This window comes from Selenomonas oralis, assembly GCF_051603425.1.
Taxonomy (GTDB): Bacteria; Bacillota; Negativicutes; order Selenomonadales; family Selenomonadaceae; genus Selenomonas; species Selenomonas sputigena_A.
Genome location: NZ_CP194411.1, coordinates 1,206,896 through 1,223,467 on the forward strand (window position 1 = coordinate 1,206,896; position 16,572 = coordinate 1,223,467).

A 16,572-nucleotide genomic window follows, 5' to 3' on the forward strand; every position below is an offset into this window, starting at 1 on the left:
TCTGCACCCGGCTGAAGTTGGGAATAAGGATGGAATATGATGAAAACGATCCAGGAATTGATAGACGCAGGAACCGGCGAGAAGATCACTCTCGCTGCCGGTGAGTACAAGGGCCCGCTTCATGTGCGGCGCCCTTGCCGCATCGACGGCTCCGGGGCGACGGTATGGGCGGACAGCGGTCCGGTCGTCGTGCTGGAAGCCGACGGCGTGCAGCTGGAAAACATGCGCATCGAAGTCGTACGCCCCAAGACGGAGGAGGACAACATCGCCTTATCCGTCCAGGGCCGGAACTGCCGCATAGCGCAAGTGGAGCTGCACGGGGCGCATGAGGCGGCGGACGGGAGCGCGGCTCCCTGGCATCTGCCGGAATCCGTCGATTTGGGGCGCTTTGCCGCCGAGAGGGAAAATTCCTTTGTCATCGAGCTGGAGGCGGGCGCCGATGCAGCTGTGGAGAGCTCCATCGGCGGCGCGAAGATCACGCCGCAGCAAGTGAAAAAGGGCAGGAACCGTCTTCTGCTGACGCTGCCGGAGATGCGGCGGGAGACGCTGGTTTACGGCGACATCCTCGTCCGTACGCCTGAGATCCTGCGGCGCATCTGTGTGACGGGCGAGGCGGACGAGAGGGCGGCGCAGCATTTGGAGAGCTTGGCGCTTCCCGAGGCGGCGAATGCCTCGCTGGCGGCAAAGGAAGCGGCTTTCGAGATGCCGGGGCATATCCCGAGCGCGGGAGGCGGGGCGGGATTGGCCGCGTCGCCTCCCGTGCCGCCGGAGCGAAGCGGCGGCGAAAAGCCGCAGGCAGCGGACCGCAGGGAACGTGCCGGGACGGCGGTCACGGCGGTGCGCGGCCAGCGAATGGCACTGGGGAATGCGGACTGCCTGGAATTCGTCTACGAGGATCAGGGCCATGCGGCGGGCGTCGATCTGGACGCTTATGTCTTTTGCCTTTCCGCTGCGGGCAAGGTTCGCGGCGACGAGGATCTGGTTTTCTTCGGCAACCCCGAGGCGGCGGACAAGAGCGTCCGCGTGGAAAAGCCGGGGCAGGAGCCGAGGGCCGTCATCGATATGGCGAAGCTGGCGGCAGGAATCGACCGCCTCGTTCTTTGCTTTTCCATCTATGAGGAGGACAAGTCAGCGCAGGATTTTTCCGCCGTGCGCCAGCCCGCGGTTCGCGTCTTGAACCACGGGGAGGAGAAGTGTCTCTTTCCGCTGGACGGCCTTCGGGCGGAAAAGACCGTGAACGCAGCGGAAATCTATCGTTACAAAGGCGAGTGGAAGCTGAAATTCGTCGGCGCAGGCTATGCGTCCGGTCTGGAGCGTCTCTGCCGCGACTATGGGATCAATGTTGAGTAAGACGGGGGCTGGACGCCGCCCGCAGGGAACGGGGAGTTGCAGTACATGGAAGAAATAAGCCGGGAGACTTTGCAGTATATGGTGGGCGGACTTCTCTACATGCCGGCCTATCAGGGAAATATTGTGCAAAAAATCCGCGGTCGCGAAGTGCAGGCGATGACGTCCGTCTGCTTCTGTCTGGAAGACGCCATCAACGACGGTGCGGTGGAAGAGGCCGAGATCGCGCTGAAGGATACGCTGCATGCGCTGGGGGAGCTTTACCGGGAAGGGGCCGAGGGGAGGCCGCTCCTCTTCGTGCGCGTGCGCACGGCGGATCACCTGGAACACTTCGTGCGCTTTTTGGGCGAGGACAGCGAAGTCCTGACGGGCTATATCCTGCCCAAGGTGAATCTGGGCAATGTCGAGGCCTATATGGAAATCATGCGTCAGGTCAACCGGGACGCCGGGCATAAATACTATATCATGCCCGTGCTGGAAAGCCCCTCGATTGCCGATACGAGGAGCCGCGGCACCGTTTTGGGCGAGCTCAAGGCCATTTTCGACGCGAACAAGGAATACGTGCTGAACATCCGTGTCGGCGGCAACGATTTCAGCAACCTCTACGGCGTGCGCCGCTCCATCCGTCAGCCCATCTATTCCGTCGGCGTCGTGCGCGACATCCTCGTCGATATCCTGAACGTCTTCGCGCGTGACTATGTCGTCTCGGGGCCGGTCTGGAACTATTTCGGCGATGATGCGGCAGGCGAATGGGCCGGAGGACTGGTGAAGGAAATCGAGCTGGACCGCCTCAATGGGTTTATCGGCAAGACCGTTATCCATCCGGCGCAGCTTCCCTTCGTCTATGAGAGCCTCAAGGTATCGCGTGCCGACTACGAGGATGCGAAGACGATCGTGAATTGGGACGACGGGAAGGCCGGCGTGCGGAAAAGCTATGATGGGACGCGCATGAACGAGGTCAAGACCCATGTGAAATGGGCGAAGCGCATCATGGCGCTGGCGGGAATCTACGGCGTGAAGGAAGAGCAGCCGTAAATTCGTTTGAAAAGAGCAAAGGGGAATAGTATGCGGGTATGGTTCAATCAATGGTTCAGCACGGCATACCATTTGATCCGGATGATGAAGGACGGTTCGCCGAGCAGGTTTTCCTTTATCGGTTCGAGCAGGAACAGCGATGCGCTTTACAAGCTGCAGTGCGAGGAATGGTATCAGGAACCGGATATCCCTGACGGTGAGGCCTATGTGGAATTTGCTCTCGACTTCTGTCGGGAGCATCGGATCGACGTGTTCTTTCCGCGGCGCGGCCTGACACTCCTCTCGCATCAGCGCGAACAGTTCAGGGAACAGGGGACGGTTTTGGCGGCGGGCGAGGCTTCCGTCATGGAGATGCTCGACGATAAGGCGGCGACGTATGAATTTTTCCGTGCGAGGGAGCCGGCCCTTGTGCCGGAATACCGCCTGGCCCGCTCCTATGAGGAGTTTCGGGCGGCCTATGAGGAGCTGCGGCGCCTCTGCCGCCGCGTTTGCTACAAACTTGCTGAGGACGAGGGCGCGACGACGTTCCGCGTCATCGACGAAACGCTGCTGGAGCCGGGGGACATCCGCCGCAAGCCGGGCATGAAGGTCACTTGGGAGATGGCTTCCGCCTGCCTGAGCGGCTACGATTTCCAGGTGCCGATGCTGCTCATGCCGTATCTTGAAGGGCAGGAAATCAGCGTGGACTGCCTGCGGACGAAGCAGGGCGACATCATCATTCCGCGCTTCAAGACGGACCATCGCTATTCGGAGATCCGCTATGACGAGGAGCGCATCGCCGAGAGCCGGCGCATCCTCGACGCCTTGGGGCTCGATGTGCCGGTGAACATCCAGTTCCGCAGCGACGGAGAGCGATATTATCTCCTCGAGATCAACCCCCGAATGTCCGGCGGGCTGCAGCTTTCCTGCCTCGCAGCCGGCATCAATGTGCCCGATATCGCCGTCAGCCAGATGATCGGTGTGGAAAAGGCATGGCAATATGCGGACAGGAGCAAGGTCTATCGCGTGGCGAATCTGGAAACGCCGCAGCTTTTGGCATGCTTTTAAGGCTGCCGCCGCAGCAAGATGCGGCGGCAATGATTTTCTGCGCTTTGGCGCGGCAAGGAGAGGTATGGTTTCGACGATGAATTACACGGCAGACGATGTGCTGCGCGTTGCCCGGAGGCAGAACAACAAGAAGCGGCAGTATCTTCTCGTCAATCCTTTGCAGGGAAAGCATGTGCCGGTATCGCCGACGGCGGCGCTTTCCATGATGGCGGCGCTGGGCGCGAAGGTCAGGGAGGCGTTTCCTGCGGCGCGGCTTGTCATCGGCTTCGCCGAGACGGCGACGGCGATCGGCGCCGCCGTGGCGGAGGCGCTTTCGCCGGACTGCGTCTACATCCAGACGACGCGCGAGGCGGCGCCCGGCGTAACGAAGTGGCTCGATTTCCTCGAGGAACACAGCCATGCGCCCGAGCAGCGGCTGGCCGCCGACGGCCTGGCGGCGCGTCTTGCCGCGACGGATACGGTGGTCTTTGTCGACGACGAGTTGTCAACGGGCAGGACGCTCTGCAATATCCTCGCCCAGATGAAGCGGGAGCTGCCCGTCCTGCGCGAGAAGAAGCTCGTGGCGGCATCCCTGCTGAACCGGCTGACGGAGTCGGACACGGCGAGGCTCGAAGCGCAGGGGGCGGAGTGCATTTGCCTCGTAAAGCTTCCGGAGGCGGATTATACGGCGCAGGCGGAACGCTTCGCGGTGCGCGGGGCGGCGGAGTGTACGCAGGCTGCGGGGGAACCGATGTATCGGAGGATGCCGGCAGAACGCTTTGCCACGCCCCGGCAGGGCGTTTTCATCGGCGAGTACGTCGCTTTCTGGGAAGCCGTCGGCAGGAACATGGCCGTTCAGCTCGGGGAAGACGCGGCGGGCGACGTCCTCGTGCTGGGGACGGAGGAGTGCATGATGCCGGGCCTCCTGGTCGGGAGAGCGCTTGAGCGCAGCGGCGCCCGAAGCGTGCATTTTCATGCTACGACGCGCAGCCCCATAGGCATTGCGGCGGCAGAGGGCTATCCCGTGCGCTCGGGCTGGCGCATACGAAGCCTCTACGGCGACGACCGCGAGAACTATATCTATAATTTGCGCCGCTATGATGCGGTGCTCATCGTTTCGGATACGCTCTGTCCCGAAAGGGAAGCGCTCCGAAGCCTGCTGCACGCCCTGGAAGAGAACGGCTGCAGGCGTGTATTCTATCTTGGCGGAAAGGAGGCGGCAGATGTTTAGCACCTATCGGGCAGAGGATGTAGAAATCCTTTTGAAGGATATCACGGGGCAGGTGGAGCCGCAGCCGACTGCGGAACGGGAGCGCCTGATCCAGTCGGGGCGGCACTATTCCGAGATGCTGCCTCTCGAGTACGAGCCTTCGGAAAAGTACCTGAAAGCCTATTTCGATGCGCTGCAGCGCTATGCCGCCATCACGGCGGAGGCCGTTGCCGCACTCGGGGAGAAGATCTACAAAGAAAAGGGCGTACAGGCCGTATTGGTATCACTGGCTCGCGCGGGAACGCCCATCGGCATCCTGCTCAAGCATTACCTGAAGAAACGGTATCAATGCGATGCGGCGCATTATACCATTTCCATCATTCGCGGCAAGGGCATCGACAAGAAGGCCGTGGAGCATATCCTCGGACGCCATGCGCCGGCGTCGCTTCAGTTCGTCGACGGCTGGACGGGCAAAGGCGCGATCCAGCGCGAGCTTGACAAGGCGCTGGAGGATTTCCCCGGGGTGAGCCCGGGGCTTGCCGTGCTCTCCGACCCGGCCTATGTGGCGGAAAAATGCGGCACGCACGAGGATTTCCTCATCGCGAGTTCCTGCCTCAATTCGACGGTATCGGGCCTTCTGAGTCGCACCTTTCTGCGCACGGACATCATCGGCCCGGACGATTTCCACGGGGCGGCGTTCTACAAGGAGCTGATGGCGCAGGATCTGACGTACGATTTCATCGGGGCGGTGGAGGAACAATTTCCGGCAGAAGTCTCGCTTTTTGCCTGTGATACCAAACGAGAGAAAAATTCGGGTCTCTGCGAGGTGCATCGCATTGCTGAAACTTTTGGTATCACGGATATCAATCTCGTAAAGCCCGGCATCGGCGAAGCGACGCGCGTCCTCCTGCGCCGTCTGCCTTGGAAACTCCTCGTGCACAGCAAAACGGATGAGAAGCGGCTGGGCCATCTCTACCAGTTGGCGCAGGAGAAGGGCGTGGAGGTCGTGGAATATCCGCTGGAAAATTATCTCGCCTGCGGCATCATCCGCTCTCTGGCCGATAATTGAGGAAGGTGTATATGAAGGATATCGTATTTGCTTCCGATCTCGACAATACGCTGCTCCATTCGCTGCGCCGCAGGCGCGAAGGCGATATTTGCGTAGAACGCAACAAAGGCAGAGAACAGGGCTTTATGACGCCCGGGACGATACGGCTGCTGGAAGAAGCGGGGAAAACGCTGACGCTCATTCCCGTAACGACACGCTCCATCGAGCAGTATCGGCGCATCGAATGGCCGCACGGCACAGAGCCTGAATACGCCGTGACGACGAATGGAGCCGTGCTCCTCCGCCGGGGGAGGATCGACGAAGCATGGCGCAGAAACCAGGAGGCGCGCATCGCTCCCTGCCGGAAGGAACTGTTGGCGCAGTATGAAAAGCAGTCGAAAAAAGAAGCGTACATCCGCTGCCGCCTCGTGGACGAATCCTATCTCTTCGCCTATTGCGCCGACGGCGTATCCGTGGAAGAGACGGCGGAGAAATGCCGGCGGGAAACACTTCTCACCGTGCAGCACTCCGGCAGGAAGATCTACTTCTTCCCGCCGGGGCTCGATAAGGGGCTGGCAGTCAAGATGCTGCGCGAGCGCTTCCCCGGGAAGAAAATCTGTGCCGCCGGCGACAGCTGCATCGACGTGCCCCTGCTTCGGGAAGCCGATCTGGCCTTTGCCCACAGGGAGCTGGAAAGCGCGGCTTTGGGTGAAGCGGCGCATATAAGGCGCCAGGAAGGCGAAGGAAATTTCGCGGAATGGCTGCTGGAACAGCTGCTTCTGCCGATGCTCTGAGGCGCAGGATCTCGACAAATACGACTCGATCTTTTTTCTTGTCTTGTACGGAACGGAAGCGTATAATGAGAATCAAGCTAAATGTATTATGAAACAAAGGGGGGAATTTTATGGAGGTTAATGCAAACTTGGCCCAGGATGTGTTCAAGGATGCGGGGGAGAGCGTCATTTTCGTCATGCTCTCATTGAAGCGCGAGGATATTGAGAAGGAGCGGGAGATCATCGCCGACATGGCAGATCGGATGGAGGCGATTCAGCGCTCGATGAACATCCGCGTCGCACCGGAGACCGTGAGGATCTCGTTTGGCTTCAGCAACCGTGCGTGGGACTATCTCTTTCCAACGGCAAAGAAGCCGAGGGAACTCGAGGATTTCAAGGGAGTGAACGGCGCACACCACACCGCGCCTGCGACGCCTGCCGATCTCTTTTTCCATGTGCGTGCGGGCCAGGCGGCAACGAGCTATCTCGTCGTCGATCAGCTCATGGGATTCCTTCGTCCCATCGTGGACGTGGTAGATGAGACACACGGCTTTCACTATCTTGAGGGCCGTGCAATCATTGACTTCATCGACGGAACGGAGAATCCCGTCGGTGAGGAGGCAAAGGAGTGGGCGATCATCGGTGCCGAGGATCCGGAGTTCATCAACGGTTCCTATGCTTTTGCACAGAAATACGTTCACGACCTCGACGCCTGGAGGGCACTCCCGACCGAGGTGCAGGAGAAGTATGTCGGCCGAAGGAAATACAGCGATCTCGAGCTCTCCGACGAAGAGAAGGATCCGCGGGCGCACAACATCATCTCGCAGGACAACCGCGACGGCGAGGAGCACAAGATCGTGCGCATGAACGTCGTCTTCGCGAATCCCGGCGAGGGGGTGCGCGGCACCTACTTCATTGGCTATGCACGCCATTGGGATGTGACACGTCAGATGGTCACCAATATGTTCACGCAGGATGATCGTCTGCTCGAGTATTCGACCGCCGAGAAGGGACAGCTCTTCTTCATCCCGTCGAAGGAACTCCTGGGACGCATCGCCGAGGGGGAATTGTTTTAGGGGATCGTTGGATATAGCCGTATTTCCATATACACTGGGAAATATGGCTATAAGCCAAGAGATTTTATGCTGATCGTATCAGCTCTTGATGTACCATTGATTTTTTGAGGAAAGTGAGTAACGTATGGCTAAATTGTTGGAAAAAGCAGAAGCTGAAGCGGAGCATTTGGAAGAGGAAGTTGTGCAGATGGGCAAAAAGGCTGCACAAAACAAGATACGCATCGTCGGGGTGATTGCCTCCGGCCTGTCCATTTGTATGTATGTCTCCTATATTCCGCAGATCATTGGGAATCTGTCCGGACATCAGGGCGACTGGATTCAGCCGTCCGTCGCATTCATCAACTGCACGATGTGGGTTGGATACGGGTTTTTCAAAAAGCAGCGCGATTGGCCGCTCGTTCTCGCAAATCTCCCGGGCATCGTATTCGGTCTGACGGCTGCGATTACCGCCCGTCTCTAAATGTGCAAACGCAGCAGCCGATATAGATGATGTGAATTTCCGTGAAGAAGCAGCCCGCCCGTATGGACGGGCTGCTTTCTATGTATGTCGATGGCATTGTCCGCTGCCCGGGCGCTTTTTGCGCCCGCAAGTTTGCGATTGACAGGGGAGGCAGGAGATGGTATACTATCTTTTGTTGCGGAGCTCGCTTTGAGCGTGACGCTGTAATTTCATATTGCCTGCGATTTTTCGCAAAGGATTCAAGCATTGGAGAGTTGTCCGAGTGGTTGAAGGAGCACGCCTGGAAAGCGTGTATACGGGGAAACCTGTATCGAGAGTTCGAATCTCTCACTCTCCGCCAGTTTGCTGCCTGCGCGTCGTCCCTGAGGGGGCGGCGCTTTTTGTTATGCGGGATGATGCGCCGTGCAGGTGGTTTTCCTCCTTGGCAAGTCGAAAAATCTGCACCGATCGGGCGGACTTCATTTGATCAACGCTTCCTATGATCAGCGCTGCCTAAAATATATAAAAATACTCATACTGGCTGAAACGTATAATTTTTTGAAGCGCATAAACCCCTGGAAAAGCCATATTTGTGGGAAAAACCGCGCAAGTGTTTCATGGGACTATCATCGGAAAAATGACGAGCGCAGTTATTTTCGCGCCGCTTCCATAGATGAGAGCTATTTTCTCATATTGTAAATATAAGAAAAAACCAAAGAAAAAGAGGATTATGGAGGGGGGACATAGAATAACCATAGAGCAGAAGTACTAGTTACGTTTTGGGCAAGTGCAGCACATTCATTTGCCCGAGAAGAAAGGAAGTGTCCGTAATGAGCTTATCGAGGAAGCTGCTGCTTTTCCTCTTGAGCCTTCCGGTGTGTCTTTGTCTGACAGGCTGTGGCTTGGCGGGCGTCGGAGGCTCAGGCAAGGTGATCTATGCGAACCACAACGACGCGGACGCCTTTGCCATGCAGCTGCGCGAGGCATTCGCGGCGAAGGCGAAGGACGCGGGGCTCGACGTGGAGTTCCGCGATGCCAAGGGCGACGCCAACTTGCAGATCGACCAGATGAATGAGGCGATTGACTCCCATGCAAGCGCCATCGTGCTCCTCGCGATGGATGGGACGAGCATTGTGCCTTCGGTGGAAAAGGCGAGGGAGGCAGGCATTCCGGTCGTCATCATGAACCGCAGTGTGAACGATCCCAAGGTGGTCGGCTCGATGTCGAACGATCTTGAGGCCGGCCGGATGCAGGGCGAGTTCATGGCAAAAAACCTGCCGCCCAACGCCAAGGTCGTCTACCTCGAAGGAGAGGCGTCCCTGGAGGGTGCCGTCAAGCGCTGGGAAGGCTTCAAGGAAACGTGCCTTGCGAAGCGCCCCGACATCCAGCTGCTGGCTATGGTGGACGGCAGTTGGAGCAAGGCGGAAGGCATGAAGGCCATGACGCTTTGGCTGAGCTTCTATCCGGAAATCAACGGCGTTATTGCGGGCAACGATGAGATGGCGCTCGGTGCGATCCAGGCGCTGAAGGCGGCGAACCGGCTCGAGGGATGCCTCGTTTCCGGCGTTGACGCGACGCCCTCGGGACTGGCCGCCGTCCGCTCCGGAGAGCTTTCGCAGACGATCCAGCAGGATGCCGAGGGGCAGGCGGCAGGAGCCGTCTCGCTGGTCAAGGCCTTCCTCGACGGAAAAGCCCCGACGGAAAGCCTGGATATCCCGTTCACCTCCATTACGCAAGACAATATTGCGCAGTTTTCGAAGTAGGGGGTGGATGAATCATGTTGAGTAAGGGGAATTTCACTTTGGGCAGCGATATTTTGAAGGATTACAGCGTCAAGACGAAGGTGGCGATACTTTCCGTCTTCCTGATCTGCATCATCCTTCTCGTTGCAGCGGTAGGCATCTATTCGAGCCATTCGGCGAAGCAGGCGCTCGATGATATGTACCATCACAATCTGATGACGACGCAGTATCTGAACGATGCAAACAATCGTCTGCGCAGCATCAATGTCAATGTTTCCTATATCGTGCAGCAGAATTTCACGCAGGAGAACCGCCAGATTCTGCTCGATGACATCGCGGGCAACCTTGCGGGCATCCGCCATGACATCGAGGAGCTCAAGAAGCTCGATCAGAGCCAGCGCGCCAAGGAGGCCATCACCGCGCTAGAAGGGGATCTCGACACGGCGGACAGCGCCGTGAAAGCGGTAAGTTCCCTGGGGGTGACCCCGGAGGACAAGGCGGCGGCTTACGACAAGCTTTCCTCCATCACGGCGATCGGCGCCAATATGCAGGTTCTGACGCCGGACAATGTGTTCCAGGGCAAGCTGCTTTTTGAGACGAATAATATCCAGTACGCGCGCACCTTGAAGATTTTTGCGGCGATCATTTTCGTGAGCCTGATTCTCGGCATCCTTATGTCGCGCATCATTGCGAACAACATCTCCGCGCCGCTCAACACTTCGATCGAGCACCTCAACGCCGTGGCGGCAGGGGATCTTTCCCGCGCCATTCCGGATTCCCTCTCGCACCGCGAGGATGAGATCGGCGTTGTCGTCAAAGCCCTGATGAAGATGCAGGGATTCATGAAGCAGGTGCATGAGGAAGCGGAGAGGACGAATGTTGTTGTCGGCGAGCTTGAGGGCATGATCGAGGCCATGAACAACGAGACGCAGGATATGTCCGCAGTGACGGAAGAGATGTCGGCGGGCATGGAGGAGACGGCGGCTTCGACGGCAAGCATGCAGCAGGTCAGCAACCATTTGAGCGAGGAGATCCGCGGCACGGTCGGCGTGATGAAGAAGAGCGAGGCGTACACGCAGGAAATCAGCACGCGTGCGACGGAGCTCAAGATAAAGATGGAGCAGGCGCAGGAGGCTTCCCAGCGCGTCTACGAGTCGTCCAAGGGGTCGGTGGAAGCGGCCATCGAATCGGCGAAGGTCGTCGAGCAGATCTCGCAGCTCACGCAGGCGATTACGGATATCGCCGAGCAGACGAACCTCCTCGCGCTGAATGCGAGCATCGAGGCGGCGCGTGCCGGCGATCAGGGCCGCGGCTTCTCCGTCGTTGCGGGCGAGGTCGCAAAGCTTGCCGAGCAGTCGCAGGGGACGGCGGAAAAGATCAAGAGCCTCACGGGGGAAGTGACAAGCGCCATGCAGGCGCTGTCCAAGAGTGCGTTCGATCTCTTGGCACTTCTCGATGGGGATGTGCGCAAGGATTATGCGCAGATGGACGATACGGCTGTCCGGTACAAGGAGGATGCGGAATACTTCCTGAAAGCGGCGAAGGAAAGCACCAAGACTTCGGAGGTGCTTCTGCAGTCGGTGGAGAACATGAACCACTCGATGGAGGAAATCGGCCGGGCGACGCACGAAAGCGCCGACGGCAACACGCGCATCGCCGAGAATATCGTCGGCATGGCGGAGAAGTACGCCGACATTCTCGACAAGGTGCAGAGCTTCAAGGAAGGCACGGAGCGACTGAAAAATCTCGTGGCGGCATTTTCGGGCTGAGGCTGATTTTTCGCCGGCTCGGATCACGCCGAAAATAAGACGGGAATCGGGAGCGGCACAGCAGCGCCGCTCCCGGTTTTTTGCGCGGCAGACGACATTTTGCCGGGTGGGCCGCCGTCTGCCCGAGACGAACGCACGGAGGATGGAAAACTTTTCCCGTGCTATTGACAATGCCTATGGGGAATGATATTCTGGCAGTCGGAAGCCCGGAGATATGAAAACCGTATAGAATGGGATCAGGTGTCGCAAGACTTAATAGGGAAGCCGGAGGAGCCGGCGCGGTCCCGCCACTGTAACAGCGAGCGAATCCGCAAGATGCCACTGGGGAAGCCCGGGAAGGTGCGGAGGAGCGATGAACTGGAGCCAGGAGAACTGCCTGATTGACGATTGCCGTTTGACCTGCGAGCGATGGGGAGGGAATCTGGCTTTATCGGCCGGCTGCTTCCGCCTTGGGGCGGAAGGACAGTGCGGCGCATCTTTTTGCGTCCTGATGAAGCGGTGATTTTGAGCAGCGCCCTTTCCTGGCGGGAGGGGCGCTGCTTTTGGTTTGCGCCTGTGCCCTGCGGCGCCGTCGGACGGGCTCTTTTCGCCGCCTTTGCGGCGATGCGCAGGGCTTTTTTTGCGGCCGCTCTTTACAGGCGCGGCCTGATGGAAGGCGCCGGGCTTTTGTAATTCTTATGGCGACGAATCTGTAGCCGGCAGGGAGGCTAGGGCAAGATGGGGCGTCCTTTTCCGAGCATTTCAAGCTGATTTCGGACGAATCCGTTTCAGCGGGTCTGTTTTGAAAGAAAGGAGTCTTTTTCATGTTACTTCTCTATCGTCTGCACCGCTGGATCAGTGCGATCTGTGCAGTGTTTTTCCTCCTGCTTTGCCTCACGGGGCTACCTCTTCTCTTCAAGGAGGAGATCACGCAGTGGAACCGCGTCGAGCCTCTGCCCCATGCGGGAGACTCCTCCTACCATGTGCTCTGGCAGGGAACTTCTGCCGGACTCGACAAGGTCCTGGAAGAGAACCCCGACAAGAAGGTGCAGGCCATTTCCGCCATGCCCGAGCATGGGCTTCTGCTCTACCGCATCGCTGACAAGGGCAGTCACGGGCGCACGGGGCGCATGAGCATGGGTGGCACGCAGATCGCCTATTCGCCCATGACGGAACAGGCCGTTCCGTGGCGCAGCGGCGCAGTGAAGTCGCCTGCCGTCGCGAGCCTCATGCACACGCTGCACATCCTGCACCTGCGGCTCGCCATGGGGCAGGGCGGTATGATCTTCCTCGGCATTATGTGTTTCCTCAGCTTCCTCTCCATTCTCGGCGGCCTGCTGCTCTATCCGACCTTCATGCGCCGCCGCCTTTTCGGCGGCACGCGCGGCGGCGTCTCGGCGGGCAGCTCCTTCGACTGGCACAACTTCCTCGGCGTCGTCACGGCGGTCTGGGCGGGGCTTCTGACCTTGAGCGGCGTTGCCATCGTCATCTTCTCCGTGGGCTACGGCGCTTACCTCGCGGATGTCGACGCCCACGCGCCGCAGGGGGATGCTGCGAGCGTCCGCTACGAGGATATGCTCGCCTATGCGAAAGAAGCCTTCCCCGAGCAGGATGTCCTGAGCATGGAGGCCGCGACGGGCAAACTCCCTGCGACCCTCTACCTGACGGATGCGGCGCACCCCGCGATGTTCATGGGGCAGAAGGTGCTCTTTTCCCGTACGGCAGACGGCGAGCTCCTGCACTTCACTGAGCCGCTGCCGCGCTACTTGGCCGTCTGCGCCTCGCTGCTCGACCTCCACATCCATAACCATTCGACGATTCTCCTGAAAATCATCTGGGCGCTGCTCGACATCGTGACGATCGTCGTCATCGTCACGGGGTTCCTCGGCTGGTGGCAGCGCACGCACAGGCAGAAGGAGCGCCGGCCCGTCTTTGCGGACGACAGGGGACGTTCGCTGCTGGCTTCCGTCTGGAAGCTGCCGGCGCTCCTCGCAGCGCTCTCCCTCATCGGCATGACGGCGCCGCTCTCGGATACCTTCCTCGGCAATACGGGCGGCACGCTTGCCTGGCTCCTAGTCCTCGCCGTAAGCGCCGTCGCCTGGCTCTTCGCCAAGCGGCCGTAAGTTGCACGCACAAACGGCTGCTTCATTGTGCGCCGCCTAGGAAAATTCTTGTTTTCAAAGCGGCTTTTTTGCAGTATACTGTAAAGTACAGTTGGCAGCGGAGGGATTCCGCTCTTGCGATTTACGGAAAGGGAAGGGATTCTTATGCGCTCTTATCGTCTGCGCAGGGTGTTTCTTGCGCTGGGTCTTGCCATGCTTTTGGCGGCGGGGACGGCTTCGGCTGCGCCGATCCTCTCCGAGAATTCGCATGGGCGCGATGTGCTGAAGCTGCAGCAGGAACTGCAGCGCGCGGGGTATCTTGACGACAAGCCGGACGGGATTTTCGGCAGCCGCACGAAGAATGCTGTGATAGCGTTCCAGCGCGCGAAGAGCCTCAAGGAGACGGGCGTTGTGGATCGCGAGACTTGGGCGCGTCTGCAGAAGGAGCCGGCGGACGCCGGACGAATCGCGCTGCCGGTCGGTGCGGGCGGCGTGAAGATCCAACCGCCGCAGACGGCGGACAGGAAGCCTGACCTGAAGCCGCATGTGAACAAGGCGCCGGAGAGCAAGCCGTTCCTCAAGCGTGCGAACGTGAACAAGGTCATCGCGACGGCACGGAAGTATATCGGTACGCCGTACAAGTTCGGCGGCACGACGCCGAAGGCGTTCGACTGCTCCGGTTATCTGCAGTACGTGTTCGAGCAGAACGGCATGACGATTCCGCGCACGGCGGACGAGCAGTTCAAGCTCGGCAAGAATGCGCGTGTAACGGATCTGGAGCCCGGGGATCTCGTGTTCTTCGAGACGTACGAGAAAGGCGCTTCGCACTGCGGCATTTACCTCGGCGGCGACAAGTTCATCCATGCGTCGACGAGCAAGGGCGTGCGCATAGACGAGTTGTCGAATGATTATTGGAAAACGCATTATTACGGCGGCAAGCATATCATCGAGTAAACGTCCGGTCTTATAAGCATATAAAGAAGGAAGCCCGTTCCGCAGATGCGCTGCGAAACGGGCTTCCTTTTTGTTTTACCATGAAGCCACAAGAGGTCAAGCTGAAGGTGCAGACCGCTTGGCTAGGCTTCTGTAAGGGCGGCGCACTTTTGTCCACAAAGTGGCCGTTTGTGCGTGTAGTTCTTGGTTATTGTGTCTTTTGCGGGCTGGCGTCGGGGACGGGCGCGGGGCCTACAGGGCCTGTGCTGCCCCGGGCGTCTGTGTCCGCATTGATGCCGGGGGAGACTGCACCGCCGCCCGAGGAGCTGCCCGACGATCCTGTGCCGCCGGAAGAAGAGCTGCTGTCGCTGCTGCCGCTTTGGGAAGAAGAGCGCCTGCCGGATGATGAATCGCTGTCCGCCGCAGCGGGCGTCTCGCGCCCCTGGGACTTTTTCGTGCTGCCGGGTCGATTGGAGTCGGAGCTTTCGCGTTTCGGCGCACGTCCGATGGAGTAGTCGCCTTCGGGAACCTCCGTCGCCCCCGCAGGGATGGAGCGCTCATACTCGTGGCTGGCGCGTTCCATGTTGGCGCGCATGGTGGAATCCAGGTCGATGTCGAGTGTGCTGGCCACGGTCTGGCGCAGTTTCAGGACATCGGGAATCCAGTAGCTGATGCCCGAGATGTAGAGCGGGCGGCCAGGCACCATATCCGTCTTGAGACCGTTCTTCTGCGCTTCCTTCAGCGTGCCCGCGAATTCGAGGAGCTGGCGGAAGGAGAGGTCGGTCTCGACGGAGCCCATGACCTCGCGGATGATGCTTGGCAGATGGGCGATGATGGACGGCGATGCGACCTTGTCCATCACGGCTTTCATGAATTTCTGCTGGCGGCCGATGCGCCCGATGTCGCCTTCCTCGTCGCGGTAGCGCACATAGGTGACGGCCGTTTTGCCGTCCATGTGCTGCATTCCCGGCTGCAGGTCGATGACGAGGCCGCCGTCGTCGTCCCAGGGATCTTCGTAGAACATGCGCTTTTCCACGTCGATGTCGACGCCGCCGATGGCATCGATGATGCGCTGGAAGGAATGCGTGTTGATGATGACGTAGTGGTCGACGCGCACGCCGATGAAATCCTCTACGGTGTCCTCGGTGAGTTTGTGGCCGCCGTAGGCATAGGCCGCATTGATCTTGTCATAGCCGTGTCCCTTGATCTTGACGCGTGTGTCGCGCGGCAGAGAGAGGAGGGCGGCCTGGTTCTTCTTGGGGTCGATGGTCGCGATCATCAGTGTGTCGGAGCGGCCGACATCGTCCGCGCGCTGGTCGACGCCCATGATCATGATGGTTGCCTTGTCCTTGGCTGTCAGGAGATGCTCCTCCTCGGGCGTCAGCTCTTTCTTGTCCAAAAGGCTTGTGGAAGCGAAGAGCGCGCCTGCACAAGCGGCGAGTACGAACACGAGGAAGATGACGAGGTAGAGCCAGATGCGCCGGGTCTTTTTCGGCGGCGGGGTGGGCGTCGAAGTGTTCTGCAAGATCATACCTTCTTTTCAAAGCATTTTGAGAGAGCCGCCTTCGTCTGAAGGACAAGCCTTTGCGGAAGTCGGGCGGAAAGCGGCAAATGCCGCACCCATTTCTTATCATTATAAGAGGTCTTGTTTCTTTGCGCAATTATTATTTTTGCCGTTCGCCCTGTATTAGCGATATTTTACAATGAAAGCCCAAGAAGTCAAGCCCGGAGGGCGCAGACTGATTGGCTGCTTTCATGTAAGGCGGGTGGACATATGTACAGCATGGTGCTGTGATGATGTTATTGGCGGAAACGGATACAAAAGGAACCATGTTGGTTTGTGCGGCGGCTGAACATATGTCCGGCAAGTTTACAATGAAAGCCCAAGAAGTCAAGCCCGGAGGGCGCAGACTGATTGGCTGCTTTCATGTAAGGGCGGGTGGACATATGTACAGCACGGTGCTGTGATGATGTTATTGGCGGAAACGGATACAAAAGGGACCATGTTGGTTTGTGCGGCGGCTGAACATATGTCCGGCAAGTTTACAATGAAAGCCCAAGAGGCCAAGCCGAAGGCGCAGGCCGATTGGCTG

At 59.0% G+C, this 16,572-nt stretch carries 14 protein-coding genes, 1 tRNA gene and 1 riboswitch; of the genes, 14 read left to right on the plus strand and 1 reads right to left on the minus strand.

The features are described 5' to 3' along the window. Positions 1 to 39: 39 nt before the first annotated feature. From ACRTGH_RS05760 to ACRTGH_RS05825, 14 genes are all read left to right on the plus strand, one after another. Positions 40 to 1,350: a TerD family protein gene (locus ACRTGH_RS05760; protein WP_368847593.1), complete on the plus strand. Its 1,311-nt coding sequence runs from the start codon at positions 40 to 42 to the stop codon at positions 1,348 to 1,350. A gap of 45 nt (positions 1,351 to 1,395) precedes the next feature. Next, complete coding sequence (locus tag ACRTGH_RS05765; protein WP_368847594.1) at positions 1,396 to 2,382, plus strand: HpcH/HpaI aldolase/citrate lyase family protein; 987 nt, start codon at positions 1,396 to 1,398, stop codon at positions 2,380 to 2,382. 30 nt (positions 2,383 to 2,412) lie between these two features. Continuing rightward, a complete protein-coding gene (locus tag ACRTGH_RS05770) occupies positions 2,413 to 3,429 on the plus strand; it encodes an ATP-grasp domain-containing protein (RefSeq protein WP_368847595.1) in 1,017 nt (338 codons plus the stop codon). Between the two features lie 76 nt (positions 3,430 to 3,505). Beyond that, entirely contained in the window at positions 3,506 to 4,639 is a 1,134-nt protein-coding gene (locus tag ACRTGH_RS05775) for a phosphoribosyltransferase domain-containing protein (protein WP_438474802.1), read from the plus strand. Beyond that, positions 4,632 to 5,687 carry a cysteine protease StiP family protein gene (locus ACRTGH_RS05780; RefSeq protein WP_368847597.1) on the plus strand — a complete coding sequence of 352 codons (1,056 nt, stop codon included), beginning with the start codon at positions 4,632 to 4,634 and terminating at the stop codon, positions 5,685 to 5,687. The genes ACRTGH_RS05775 and ACRTGH_RS05780 overlap by 8 nt, the downstream gene beginning before the upstream one ends. Positions 5,688 to 5,698: 11 nt before the next feature. Further along, positions 5,699 to 6,460 carry an HAD family hydrolase gene (locus tag ACRTGH_RS05785; RefSeq protein ID WP_368847598.1) on the plus strand — a complete coding sequence of 254 codons (762 nt, stop codon included), beginning with the start codon at positions 5,699 to 5,701 and terminating at the stop codon, positions 6,458 to 6,460. 110 nt (positions 6,461 to 6,570) lie between these two features. After that, entirely contained in the window at positions 6,571 to 7,515 is a 945-nt protein-coding gene (locus ACRTGH_RS05790) for a Dyp-type peroxidase (protein WP_368847599.1), read from the plus strand. Between the two features lie 124 nt (positions 7,516 to 7,639). Next, a complete protein-coding gene (locus ACRTGH_RS05795) occupies positions 7,640 to 7,975 on the plus strand; it encodes a SemiSWEET family transporter (protein WP_368847600.1) in 336 nt (111 codons plus the stop codon). Positions 7,976 to 8,223: 248 nt separating this feature from the next. Further along, positions 8,224 to 8,315, plus strand: a tRNA-Ser gene (locus ACRTGH_RS05800). A 469-nt stretch (positions 8,316 to 8,784) separates the two neighbouring features. Next, positions 8,785 to 9,717, plus strand: a complete 933-nt coding sequence (locus ACRTGH_RS05805) for a sugar ABC transporter substrate-binding protein (protein WP_368847601.1) — start codon at positions 8,785 to 8,787, stop codon at positions 9,715 to 9,717. 14 nt (positions 9,718 to 9,731) lie between these two features. Further along, positions 9,732 to 11,465 (plus strand): methyl-accepting chemotaxis protein, encoded by a 1,734-nt coding sequence (locus ACRTGH_RS05810; protein ID WP_368847602.1) that lies wholly within the window; start codon positions 9,732 to 9,734, stop codon positions 11,463 to 11,465. Between the two features lie 221 nt (positions 11,466 to 11,686). Further along, positions 11,687 to 11,859: riboswitch (cobalamin riboswitch) on the plus strand. A 71-nt stretch (positions 11,860 to 11,930) separates the two neighbouring features. Then, on the plus strand, positions 11,931 to 12,137 hold the full coding sequence (locus ACRTGH_RS05815) for a hypothetical protein (RefSeq protein ID WP_368847603.1): 207 nt from the start codon (positions 11,931 to 11,933) through the stop codon (positions 12,135 to 12,137). A gap of 131 nt (positions 12,138 to 12,268) precedes the next feature. Beyond that, positions 12,269 to 13,567 carry a PepSY-associated TM helix domain-containing protein gene (locus ACRTGH_RS05820; RefSeq protein WP_368847604.1) on the plus strand — a complete coding sequence of 433 codons (1,299 nt, stop codon included), beginning with the start codon at positions 12,269 to 12,271 and terminating at the stop codon, positions 13,565 to 13,567. Between the two features lie 144 nt (positions 13,568 to 13,711). Further along, the gene (locus ACRTGH_RS05825; protein WP_368847605.1) at positions 13,712 to 14,500 is read left to right on the plus strand and encodes a C40 family peptidase; all 789 of its coding nucleotides are present in this window, start codon (positions 13,712 to 13,714) and stop codon (positions 14,498 to 14,500) included. A 187-nt stretch (positions 14,501 to 14,687) separates the two neighbouring features. On the opposite strand, the gene ACRTGH_RS05830 is transcribed toward ACRTGH_RS05825, so the two are convergent. Then, positions 14,688 to 16,010, minus strand: a complete 1,323-nt coding sequence (locus ACRTGH_RS05830) for an LCP family protein (RefSeq protein ID WP_368847606.1) — start codon at positions 16,008 to 16,010, stop codon at positions 14,688 to 14,690. Positions 16,011 to 16,572 lie beyond the last annotated feature (562 nt).